Below are 11,942 nucleotides of genomic sequence, written 5' to 3'. Positions count from 1 at the left end.
CCGTAAGCCCATGAAACCAGTAGCGGATTACCTCAAAAAACTGCTTTTTCAGTACGATTGTATCGTTGTTCCCGAACTTGGAGGCTTCATTTTACACTTTATTCCGGCCACGTTTATCGCGGCCAACGGCTTGTATATGCCACCCCGGAAGAAAATTGCCTTTAACGAAGCCCTGAAACTGGATGACGGCCTACTCGTCAACTACATGGTGCTGCACGAAGGCTGTTCGCGGGATGAGGCTTTGCAGGTGATTCGGCAGTTTGTGGATGAGTTGAAGCAGGAGGTCCGGCAGGGACGAATCTTTGCAATTGAAGGCCTGGGTTTGTTCTCGGAAAATGAGGAGGGGAAACTGCAGTTTGATCCCGAAATTCGGCATAATTTTCAGGGGGAGTCATACGGTTTTCAACCGGTTTCGGCCCGGTTGGTGAACGTCGTTGCGGAAGTGGAAGCGCCCGTAGCGTTGCTGCCTCAGCCGAAAGAAACGGCGATTGCCGTGGAAGCGGAGGAAGTTCCGGCGACTCTGGTAGAAATGCCGGTAACCAACCACCGTCGGCCGTACCTGGCCTGGGCGGCAGCGGTATTGCTGGTCTGCTCGCTGGGTTTCTTCACGGTAAAGAAATCGCCATCGCTGGTGTTGAGCAGCCTGAATCCTTTCGATTCATTTGTGAGCGAGGATGAAGCGCCGGCGGCTGGTGCGCGTGAAACGGTCGTTGCGCCGAGCACTTCGATTGAAAGTCCAACGGTTGAAGTTGCTCCAAAAACCGCAACGGCCCCGATTCCGGGTGCTAAAGCGGTTGAAATGCCCGTAGCGGAACCGGAAAAACCGGCCGTGGTTGCCGAGCCCGTGGCTGCGGTTGTTGCGGTTAAAAAACCGGCGACGTATTACCTGGCCATTGCCGGCAGTTTTGCTAGCAAGGTCAATGCCAAACGGCTGTTGCGCCGACTGCGTCAGGGCGGTTTTGAAACGGCTTACATCATGCCCCAGACCAAACAAAAGGAATTGGTGAAAGTAGCGGCTTCCGGATCAACGGACAAGAATGAGGTGCTCGCTACCCTCGATAAAGTGAGCCGCCTGTCCGGTTCCAGAGCCTGGGTTCATAAAATCAAGGAATAATTCGGTTCAATTATGGTTTTCAACAGGCAGCCCAAAGGTTGCCTTTTTGCGTTGGTGAACCGAAGTATTCGCGAAATCGTTTTATTTTTGCCGAAGGAGAACAATAGTTTAGACCAGTTATTCCGTTTAATGCCTAAAAACCTGTTTCCATGAATCGTGTCACGCTGGAAAATGAGAACGAATACCGGGTAACGGCTTTGGCCAGTTCGTTTGCCATTTGCGCTCTGTTGTTTTTCCTGCTTCTGTACATACGGCTGTGGCAATCGATTCCCGATCCTCCACCGATTCAGTACGTAGACGTTAATTTCGGTACGGACCTGATCGGTAGCGGTTCGGTGCAGACGTACAACAAAGCCAGCGATTCGAAAAATACGGAGGATGTAAAAAAGGAAGAGGATAAACCCAATTCGAAAATTACGACCACCCCCCGGGTGGAAAAAACGCCAACGGCACCGGTTCCGAAAATTGTTGATGCCAAACCGAGTAAGGTAATTACTGAAAAACCGGATATCGCCAGCAAGATCGAAAGCCCGGTGACGGTTCCTGAAAAAGCTGAACCGAAAAAAGTGGAGGCCACGACGCCCAAACCGACGCCCGCACCTCCCAAAGCCGAGCCCGTTGCCGAGCCTAAAAAGGTGGATGCCAACGCGTTGTACAAAAAATCAAGTTCGGGAGGCTCGAACGGTACGGTGGGCAAAGCAGCCGGCGTAGGAGGGAACAACAATGGTGATGATGCTTCGGGTGTGGGCGATAAGGGAAATCCGGACGGGAACATTAATGCCAAGCAATTCTACGGTACGCCGGGCGGCACGGGTTCGGGCGTTTCGCTGAATATGGCGGGCTGGCGGCTGGCCAGCAGCCGGATTGCGCAGGATAATTCGGGCGAAAGCGGAAAGATCGTATTTGAGATCAAAGTGGATGATAAAGGCGATGTGACTTTCGTTCGGGTGAAGGAAACGCGGCTGAGTCCGACTGTGACCGAGTTTTACAAACAGCAGGTATATAAATTGCAGTTGGTCCCGAAAGGCTCGGCGGCACCGCCCATTTCCACGGGAATTTATACCATCAATATTCGATCAAATTAGTACCGAATGACGTATTCGGAAGCGCTTGCTTATCTCTATGCGCAATTACCGGTTTTTCATCGGATAGGACCGAAGGCCCTCAAACCGGGTCTGACTAATATTTTAGAATTCTGCGCCCATTTGGGGAATCCTCAGGAGCAGTTTCGAAGCCTTCACGTCGGCGGTACCAACGGGAAGGGCAGCTCGTCGCATCTGCTGGCGGCAGTTCTCCAGTCTGCGGGCTACAAAACCGCCTTGTACACCTCGCCCCACCTTAAATCGTTTACTGAGCGAATCCGGATTGGCGGCCTGCCTATTCCGGAGGAGGAGGTTGCCGCGTTCGTAGTTCGGCACCGGGCGTTTATTGAGGATTTAAAGCCTTCATTCTTTGAAGTGACCGTTGCCCTGGCTTTTGACTACTTCGCCCGTCAGAACGTCGATATAGCTGTTATAGAGGTAGGACTAGGGGGGCGGCTCGATTCAACGAACATGATTACCCCGCTGATTTCATTGATCACGAACATTGGCTGGGATCACAGCGATATTCTGGGCAATAGTCTCCAACAAATTGCGGCAGAAAAAGCCGGGATTATAAAGCCCGGAGTTCCGGTCGTGATCAGTGAATACGACCCGGAAACGTATCCGGTTTTTGAGGCCCGGGCAAAGGCGTGCGGCAGTGAAATTTTTGTCGGATCGGATCGTTTTGCGGTTACGGACCGGGGTGTTGATGCGGAGGGCCGCCATTTTTCCATTGAGCCCTGGAGAGAAGATGCTTTTCAGGCGACTCTCGAATTGCTCGGTACCTATCAATTAAAAAATGTGGCCGGTGTGCTGACGGTTCTGGACGTGCTGGAAAAATCAAAAGAATTTAAGGCGAAATGGTTGGATTCCGACATTCAATACGGTTTTGCCAACGTAATTAAGCTGACTGGTTTGCAGGGGCGCTGGCAGTATTTGCAACGAAATCCAACTGTAATCTGCGATACGGGCCATAATGAACCCGGAATACGGAGTGTCCTGGAATCGTTGCAAACGGTTTCGTATCGGCAACTTTATCTGGTGGTTGGCTTTGTAAAGGACAAAGATTTATCGAAAGTAATTCAATTGTTTCCGCCCGATGCGGTTTATTATTTTTGCCAGCCGGATATCCCGCGCGCCCTGGATGCTGACGCCCTGGCGGAGGAATTTGGTCGGTACGGTTTGTCGGGGGAAGTTCATCAAGATGTCAATGAAGCATTGCGGGCTGCTTTGAACCGCGCCCAGCCGGAAGATTGTATCCTCGTGACGGGGAGCACCTACGTTGTTGCCGAATTAAATCAATTAGAAGCGTGAGTCGGAATAAATTAGCTCGATTTGAACACAATCGACTGAGTGATAATGTGTTGGAGCCGGGAAAAGAATTGTTTGAAACCATCAAGGGCCGGTGGCGTGACGTTTATTTCGGGAATGATCATCCGCTTGTGATTGAGTTAGGCTGTGGGCGAGGAGAATATACGGTGGGTCTGGCCCGGCATTATCCCCAATTAAATTTTATTGGAATTGATCGGAAAGGCGACCGGATTGCGCAGGGCAGTCAGCAGGCCATCCAGTTAGGCCTGCAAAATGTAGCTTTTCTGCGCACCGATGCGTTTCGGTTACCGGATTTCTTTGGCCATCAGGAAGTCAACGAAATCTGGATTACTTTTCCGGACCCGCAGCCGAGGATTAGCCAGATCAAAAACCGTCTGACCGATGCGCGTTATTTAGATCTGTATCGGCAAATCCTAGCGGTTGAGGGGACACTGCATCTTAAAACCGATCATGACGATTTCTTTGACTTTAGTATTAAAACCCTCACCGGCCACGGTTTTCAGGAGCTTATCACCACGCGTGATTTGTACGCTTCCGAAATGAACGACCTTCACCTGGGGATTAAAACGAAATACGAGGAGATTTTTACCAGGAAAGGATTTTCGATAAAATACTTAAAATGCAAAAAGGCGGGATGATTTCCCGCCTTTTTTGTTTCTCGACCTACTAATATTACAATTTTGCAATCAGGTCAGCGATACGGCTGGAGTAGCCAAATTCGTTATCGTACCAGCCGACAATCTTCACCAGCGTGCCGTTGGCGGAGGTGAGCTTGGAGTCGAAAATACAAGAGCTGGCATTGCCTACGATATCGGTTGATACGATTTCGTCTTCGCAATATTCCAGAATTCCCTGCAATGGACCTTCAGCAGCAGCTTTCATGGCAGCGTTGATTTCTTCTTTGGTGGCTTCGCGCTTCAAAATAGCCGTCAAATCCGTTACCGAACCATCCGGAATGGGTACCCGCAACGCGTAACCGTCAAGTTTTCCTTTCAACTGGGGCAGAACCAAACCAACTGCTTTAGCAGCGCCGGTTGATGTGGGTACGATCGACAAAGCAGCTGCCCGGGCGCGACGGAGGTCGGAGTGGGGTGCATCCTGAAGATTCTGGTCGGCAGTGTAGGCGTGAATTGTGGTCATGTAGCCTTTTTCGATGCCAAAAACATCATCCAGGACCTTGGCCATTGGGGCCAGACAGTTGGTCGTACAGGAAGCGTTTGACAGAATGGTTTCCGTTCCCGTCAGCGTATCTTCATTTACGCCCAATACGATCGTCGGGATATTTCCTTTAGCGGGTGCAGAAATGACCACTTTTTTAGCACCGGCCGTTAAATGTTGTCCAGCTCCGGCTTCATCAACAAACCGACCCGTTGATTCCAGGACAACATCAACCCCTAAGTTAGCCCAGGGGAGTGCTTTAGGATCGCGTTCGGCATACGCATGGATACGGACCCCATTGATGGTCAAGCTATCAGCATCAGAGGTAATTTCACCCTGGAATTTACCGTGTACTGAATCGTATTTTAATAAATGAGCCAGTGTTGCATTATCAGTTAAATCATTAATAGCAACAATTTCAACATTGTCTTTTTCAAGCAGCCTTCTAAAAGACAACCGGCCAATCCGGCCAAAACCATTGATGGCGACTTTAATTTTGCCCATGTGTGTTTGTATTAGTTTGCAATAACGGTGCAAAGATAGTATTCCTGATTGAAACGAAAAGGTTGTGTCTAGAATCATCCTTATAAAATGAATGTGAGGAAGAGAGAACTTCATTCATATAGATACACTTAAGAAAGTAACCGGAATAAATGGTTAAGTAAACAATTTAGTATTCAGGGTAGGTTTAGTAGTTCTTTTGCCAATAATAAAACCTAAATCGGATATCAAATTTAGTAATTTGCTAATTCTGCTCCGAAAATTTACTAATTTAAATGGTATATAGTTCTTGTTTTTAGTTGTTTATTAGTGGCTGTATCTATTTATCCTTTTTCATTTGAGCAGGGCCAAATACTTATTATTTTTAGGTATTGTTTCCCTAGTTTAAGATAAAGGGATCCTCATCGAAAAGGTAGCCGTAGCACATCTGGTTTTATAAAATTCGTCGATTCTTTTACTTCTAAACTTGTTGCTTACCACTTAACCTGATCATTCTTTTGACTCACTTACAATGAGGAAACATCCTTTGGAAACGCCTTATGACATTCGCTACCAGGCTTATCATTTTAGCTTTCCCATCAGCTCATACGGGCCAATGCAAGAAGATATTTTATTAAATCAAATTCCATCTTTTTTTTGTTATTAGAGTATACAATCTACTTTGACTAGTGGATTATAAAGATTTGATTGAACTTATGAATTTGGCCTTAAAAATAAAATTACCAGAGAAGGTGACGAGATTGAAGAATTGTTTAATGCAGATTTAAATAGATAACACTTTAAAATCTTATAATACAGCTATATTATATTTCTACGACAACATATAAATTTGTAAGTAATAATTAAAGAGTTGAATCAAAAAATGGGGGAGGTTGAAGCGAAAATAATAGATTATTTATTTGAGACTGACAACCACAAGATGGGTCGTATGCGATACGAAAAATATAATTTATACGATAAAAATATCTAAAGAACACGTTGTTTATGTAGCTCATAATCAGCAATTTATATTCTCTAAATTAAACTGTTGAAACAATCAATTTATTGGATTATGGAGTACAAGTTACGTATTGAAGATTGCTGGTCAAATCGCTCTTTATTGAGCGACCCGGAGACTTTACAGACCATTAGGAATATCATCGACGAACTGGACAGCGGTCAATTGCGAGTTGCTGAACCAGGTGCTGATGGAGAAAAATGGACCGTTAATGAATGGGTCAAGAAAGCTATATTACTCTATTTTATTTCCCAGACCATGCAGACTCAGGAGGTCGGCATTTTTGAGTTCCACGACAAGATTCCACTCAAGACCGCTTATAAAAGCAGGGGAGTGCGTGTCGTTCCGCCAGCCGTTGCCCGCTATGGTTCGTTCATTGCGGCCGGGGCAATTCTGATGCCGTCGTACGTGAACGTTGGTGCCTATGTTGATGAGCGCACGATGGTCGATACCTGGGCGACAGTGGGGAGTTGCGCACAGATTGGAAAAGATGTTCACCTTAGTGGGGGAGTAGGTATCGGCGGAGTTCTCGAGCCGCCCCAGGCTTCTCCGGTTATTGTCGAAGACGGCGCTTTTATCGGCTCCCGTTGTATCGTAGTGGAAGGTGCTCACATTGGAAAAAGAGCGGTTTTGGGAGCGGGAGTTACCATAACCGGCAGCTCCAAAATCATCGACGTAACCGGACCAACCGCGGTCGAACATCGGGGGTTTGTTCCTGCTAATTCCGTCGTGATCCCCGGTAGTATTGCTAAAGAATTTGCAGCCGGAACTTATCAGGTTCCTTGTGCGCTAATTATTGGTCAGCGCAAAGAATCCACTGATTTAAAAACTTCGCTTAATGATGCGCTCCGCGACAACAATGTGACGGTGTAAATAGCAACCTCATTTTATCCGTGAAAATGGCTGGTTTACAATTGTAAGCTAGCCATTTTCATTCTCAATCAGTTTACAAATGTTTGTAGTTCACAAAATACAACTACCACCCATTGTTTATTTTTGTGAATTGTATACTTTTGTAAAAAGTACTTGGTTATGAATGTAAATGACAAAATTAAACAGGTATTGAAGGATAAGAATTTAACTCCTTCGTATTTTGCGGATGAAATTGGTGTTCAGCGGTCCAGCATCTCCCACATCTTATCGGGACGGAACCGACCCAGTTTCGACATCATTCAGAAAATTATTCGCCGTTTCCCGGAACTGGGGTACGACTGGATTCTGGAAGATGATCAACACCCCGTAACAAATGTAAATCAACGGCAACCGGAGACGTTGTATACGGCTGGTCGGAAAACCGTTCAGCCACCCGAAATTCTGGATGAAAAACCGGCTTATCCTGCGCCCGTACAATCGGCTGTAGGAAAAAATAAAGATGAAAAAAGCATAGAGCGAATTCTCGTTTTCTACACCGATGGGACCTTTCGGGAATATTCACCCTCCTGAAAGATGGCCTTAATGGCTTCGGTGTCCATGGCAAGGATAATAAACAGGTAATCGGTGAACCTCCCGGGTCTAATTTCAACCCGTTCCAGGTGACCATATTTGAAGTCATCCATCCTTGCTTCCTACACCCGGACGCCGTTAGCCGCCATGGGTTTTCGCTTTCCTGCCGTCCTCCATTTGATATTCCTTTTCATCCTGTTACCTTTGCTCCGTAAAGGTGCCGCCTGATGTTTGTCAGCGATGGCTTAATAGGGAAGTCGGTGAAAAACCGACGCTGTCCCCGCAACTGTAAACCCGTAGCGACTGATTTCCTCTTCTTGCCACTGTCCGGATGGTTCCGGATGGGAAGGCCGAAATCAGTGGGTAAGTCAGGAGACCTGCCTCTGCCATGTGTTGCCTGTTTTTTTCGGGTGAAAAAAACCGGGTCCGATCGAACGTATTAAAACCGGTCGGTTTTTCGATTGCATTCTTACGACTTATCTTATGCGGTATAGAGACGGGATTTTCCTGTCCATGCTGGTCGGTTCGTTTTTAAACGGAAACGGGCAGAGCAGGGGTCCTGACCAAACGTTGCCTGCGGTAACGATTCGGGGCACGACGCCCGAATGGTTTTTGGCGGGTCAGAAAATTCAACGGATCGATTCCCTTGCGCTCGAGCAGTTCCGGTTTCAGACCTTGACGGATCTGCTGACCTACAACTCCCCAATTGCGTTTAAAGTCTACGGTGCCGGTCAATTGGCTACGGTTTCGTTTCGGGGGACATCGGCCAACCACACGGCGGTTCTCTGGAACGGCATTAACATCAACCAGCCGACTCTAGGTCAAACCGACTTTTCAACGCTGCCCGTCACGGGATTTGATCAACTCGCCGTGCAGTACGGTTCCTCCGCCAGCTGCGTGGGTTCGGATGCCGTCGGTGGCAGCGTTCTGCTGATGAGCAATCCGAAATGGCAACAACCCGGTTTTTCGGCCACCCTCGGCCAGCAGTTGGGCAGCTTCCGGAATTCGGGCACCCAGGCGGGTGTGCGATTTGTTACTTCCCCCGGAAAACGCTGGCAACTCGCCGGAAAAACCTTCGTAAACCGGACCGCGTTCAACAACGATTTTCCGTACCGCGAGCGTGGAAACTATTTTGTCGAACGCTCGACGACTAACCAGCGGGGCTTTATTCAGGATCTTTATTTCCGCAACCAGAAGAATCAACAGGTTTCGGCCAACATCTGGCTCACGGATAATGACCTCATTGTTTCGCCCTTCGATACCACGGTTCGGGAGCGAACCCGGTCCCAATCGTACCGGTTTCTGACCACCTTCGAAACCGCTAAACTGACCGCCCGGGTCGGCTTCATTCGCGACATCATTGATTACGCCCGCGGCAATTTCAGGAATCCCAGTCATTCCGAAACCGACCGACTAATCAGTCGATTTGAACGGGAGTTTACGCATCAGGGTCAAAACAGTCAATGGAACCTGCGGGTAGGAGGTGAATGGTCGCACTACTGGACGCGGGTCGATGGTTACGGCACCCAGCTGATCCAGGAAGATCGGGCCGATCTGTTTGCGCTGCTCCGGATTCAATGGGCTAAATGGTTGATTTCGGCGAATCTGCGGCAGGCTTTTGTCACCCGGTTTGATCCGCCCATTACGCCATCGGTCGGCGCCGAATATGCGCTTTATCAGGGCAAAGAATTCAGCCTGACCGCCAAAGCCTCGGCCGGACGCAGCTACCGGGTCCCGACCCTGAATGAGCGGTACTGGCGGGAACTGGGTAATCTCGACCTGCGACCCGAAAGCGGTTTTAACCTGGAAACCGGCCTGGCCGCCCGCTGGGCACCGTCCGACCGCCTGAATTGGTCCACCGAAGCGACCGTGTTCCGAAACCGCATCGACGACTGGTCTTACTGGAACCCCGAGTCCGGATACCGGGTCGAGAACCTGCAACTGGTGGTTTCGCGGGGGCTGGAATGGTCGGGAACACTGACCTACCAAACCGCCAACTGGCAATCGGGTTTGCAGCTAAGCTACGCCCTGACCCGCTCGAGCCAGGAACGGGTCTATAATACGTACGCCCAGGATATCATTGGGAAACAGCTCGTTTACGTGCCCAAACACGTCGGGCGGATTTCAGCCTACGTGGCTCGCGGAAAAAACCGCCTGACCATCCAGAACCAGCTCAACTCCCGGCAATACATCACCTTCGACAACATTCAGTTCCTGCGCGGTTTTATCCTCACCAATATTTTGCTCGAAACGGCCGTTCGGCTAGGACCGGTGCAAGCCCGGCTTCAGGGGCAGATCAACAACGTATTCGACACGCTTTACCTCAATGTGAAACGCAACGCCATGCCGGGGCGTCATTTTAGTCTTCAATTAATCTGTAATCTGCATACCACAAACCAATGAAAAAAACCAAAATCCACTTGTCAATCCACTTGAAACTGGCGCTGGGCCTGCTGGTCGCGCTGAACTGGTCCTGTAACACGGATACCGACGATCCGCAAGCGGTGCCATACGGTTCGGGCGTACTGGTCGTCAACCAGGGTAACTTCTCCGACAACAACGGTACGATCACTTATTTTCCGCCCACCGGCACAACGGCTTCCTACGATATTTTCAACCAGGTAAACCAGCGCTCCCTGACCGGGAGTGTGCAGGGCTACACGGAATCCGACGGCAAGGGGGTGATTCTGGTGGACAACATGACTTCCGCGCAGGACAAGGTGGAAATTGTTGACGCCAATACCTTTAAGTCGTTAGCCACCCTGAAAACACCCGAAATCGAAAACCCCCGTTCGGTCGTGCGCGTAAGTGCCAATAAAGTGTACGTCAGTTGCTGGGATGTTTCCGGTGATTTCTCCAACGGTACGTTCTACAAAGATCCGGGTTACATTGCCGTGGTTGAGTTAACCACCAACACGGTAACTAAGAAAATTCCGGCGGTAAAAGGAGTGGAGTCCCTGTTGCTGGTAGGCACCGAGGTGTTTGCCGGATCGGCCGGTGGCGCCACCAAACTGACGGTGATCGATGTAACAACGGAACAGGTCAAAACCAGTATTGAAATCGGTGCCAATCCGAATCCGGTTGCGGTCGACGCCAACGGAAAATTATGGGTGTCGTCCGGCAGCGAGCTGATTCGGATCAACCCGCAGAGCAAAGCCATCGAAACACGCCTGAAAATTGGCAGCGCTTCGGGCAAATCGCCGAGCATGTTCCGGCTCAGCGCCGACAAACAGACGTTTTATTTCACGAACAGTTATTACGACGCCAATTACACCCAGATCGGGGAACTCTACCGGTTTTCGGTAACGGACACCAGCGTGCCAGCCACGGCCCCGTTTATCAAACGACTGTTCAGTGGTCTGGCCATTGAGCCTACTTCCGGCATACTTTACGGCGGAGTTACGCCCTCCCTCAAACAGGCGGGGTATGTTTTCCGGTATCAGCCCAACGGAACGCTGATTGATTCCGTCAAGGCCGAAATCGGACCGTCCGGTTTTTATTTTAAATAAAGGGAGACAAGCGGGTAAAGCCTACAATTCTTATCAGGAAGGGATTCACTCGCTTGTTTTAACATTATCCACCCGATTTAATGCATAAAGCTATTGTGAGCTGGAGCGGGGGCAAGGATTCGGCCCTCGCTCTCTTTTTTTGCCGCCAGTCGGGCCAGTATGACATCGTTGGTTTGCTGACGAACGTCAATGAAGAATTGAACCGGGTGAGCATGCACGGTGTCCGCACGGAACTCGTCGAAGCGCAGGCCCAGGCGATCGGCCTGCCGCTGTACCGCCTGAATTTTTCGGGAGACGTCTCCATGGAACGCTACAACGAACTCGTCAAACAACGCCTGACTGAATTAAAACATGAAGGAATTACCCACGTCATCTACGGCGATATTTTCCTGGAAGATTTACGACAGTTCCGCGATAAGCAATTGCACGAACTCGGTCTGCACGGCGTTTTTCCGTTGTGGGACCAGAACACGGTTTCGCTAGTGCGAACGTTTCACCAATGCGGTTTTAAAGCGTTGCTGGTTTGCCTGAACGAAAATCGTTTATCCGAACGCTGGGTGGGCCGCGCCGTAGACGATACCATGGTAAATGAATTACCGCTCAATGTTGATCCGTGTGGTGAAAACGGCGAGTATCATTCCTTTGTGTACGACGGGCCGATTTTCAAAAAACCGGTAGCATTTAAAAAAGGCGAAATCGTTCGGCGTTCGTACGCCAAATCGAATCAGTGGGATTCCCAATTTATTTTTCTGGATTTGGTACCTGCTGAAAACTGATCAATCGTACGTAAACGGCCTTCTTATTTT

Annotated in this window: 10 protein-coding genes and 1 riboswitch; of the genes, 9 read left to right on the top strand and 1 reads right to left on the bottom strand. The window is 49.1% G+C overall.

Annotated features, from left to right (window positions below; all coding sequences use genetic code 11):
* The first annotated feature begins 10 nt into the window (after positions 1 to 10).
* From ACYVHX_RS25275 to trmB, 4 genes are all read left to right on the top strand, one after another.
* Positions 11 to 1,114, top strand: coding sequence for an HU domain-containing protein (locus ACYVHX_RS25275; RefSeq protein ID WP_460674482.1), 1,104 nt, complete (start codon positions 11 to 13; stop codon positions 1,112 to 1,114).
* 149 nt (positions 1,115 to 1,263) lie between these two features.
* Complete coding sequence (locus ACYVHX_RS25270; RefSeq protein WP_460674481.1) at positions 1,264 to 2,199, top strand: hypothetical protein; 936 nt, start codon at positions 1,264 to 1,266, stop codon at positions 2,197 to 2,199.
* A gap of 6 nt (positions 2,200 to 2,205) precedes the next feature.
* Positions 2,206 to 3,510 (top strand): bifunctional folylpolyglutamate synthase/dihydrofolate synthase, encoded by a 1,305-nt coding sequence (locus ACYVHX_RS25265; protein WP_460674480.1) that lies wholly within the window; start codon positions 2,206 to 2,208, stop codon positions 3,508 to 3,510.
* Entirely contained in the window at positions 3,507 to 4,166 is a 660-nt protein-coding gene (gene trmB / locus ACYVHX_RS25260) for a tRNA (guanosine(46)-N7)-methyltransferase TrmB (RefSeq protein WP_460674479.1), read from the top strand. Before ACYVHX_RS25265 ends, trmB begins: the two co-directional genes overlap by 4 nt.
* A gap of 34 nt (positions 4,167 to 4,200) precedes the next feature.
* Here trmB and gap read toward each other — a convergent pair whose 3' ends face one another.
* Entirely contained in the window at positions 4,201 to 5,190 is a 990-nt protein-coding gene (gene gap / locus ACYVHX_RS25255) for a type I glyceraldehyde-3-phosphate dehydrogenase (RefSeq protein ID WP_460674478.1), read from the bottom strand.
* Between the two features lie 1,048 nt (positions 5,191 to 6,238).
* Between gap and ACYVHX_RS25250 the strand changes: the two genes are divergently transcribed.
* From ACYVHX_RS25250 to ACYVHX_RS25230, 5 genes are all read left to right on the top strand, one after another.
* Positions 6,239 to 7,057, top strand: a complete 819-nt coding sequence (locus ACYVHX_RS25250; protein WP_460674704.1) for a 2,3,4,5-tetrahydropyridine-2,6-dicarboxylate N-succinyltransferase — start codon at positions 6,239 to 6,241, stop codon at positions 7,055 to 7,057.
* Positions 7,058 to 7,216: 159 nt separating this feature from the next.
* Entirely contained in the window at positions 7,217 to 7,627 is a 411-nt protein-coding gene (locus tag ACYVHX_RS25245; RefSeq protein ID WP_460674477.1) for a helix-turn-helix transcriptional regulator, read from the top strand.
* A 198-nt stretch (positions 7,628 to 7,825) separates the two neighbouring features.
* A riboswitch (cobalamin riboswitch) is annotated at positions 7,826 to 8,026 on the top strand.
* A gap of 84 nt (positions 8,027 to 8,110) precedes the next feature.
* Positions 8,111 to 10,030, top strand: a complete 1,920-nt coding sequence (locus ACYVHX_RS25240) for a TonB-dependent receptor plug domain-containing protein (RefSeq protein ID WP_460674476.1) — start codon at positions 8,111 to 8,113, stop codon at positions 10,028 to 10,030.
* The gene (locus ACYVHX_RS25235) at positions 10,027 to 11,136 is read left to right on the top strand and encodes a DUF5074 domain-containing protein (protein WP_460674475.1); all 1,110 of its coding nucleotides are present in this window, start codon (positions 10,027 to 10,029) and stop codon (positions 11,134 to 11,136) included. Before ACYVHX_RS25240 ends, ACYVHX_RS25235 begins: the two co-directional genes overlap by 4 nt.
* Before the next feature lie 80 nt (positions 11,137 to 11,216).
* Positions 11,217 to 11,912: a Dph6-related ATP pyrophosphatase gene (locus ACYVHX_RS25230; protein ID WP_460674474.1), complete on the top strand. Its 696-nt coding sequence runs from the start codon at positions 11,217 to 11,219 to the stop codon at positions 11,910 to 11,912.
* The last annotated feature ends 30 nt before the right edge of the window (positions 11,913 to 11,942 follow it).

Source organism: Larkinella ripae, from assembly GCF_054780775.1.
Note: the sequence above shows the minus strand (reverse complement) of the source record. Positions and strands in the feature narration are given on the sequence as shown.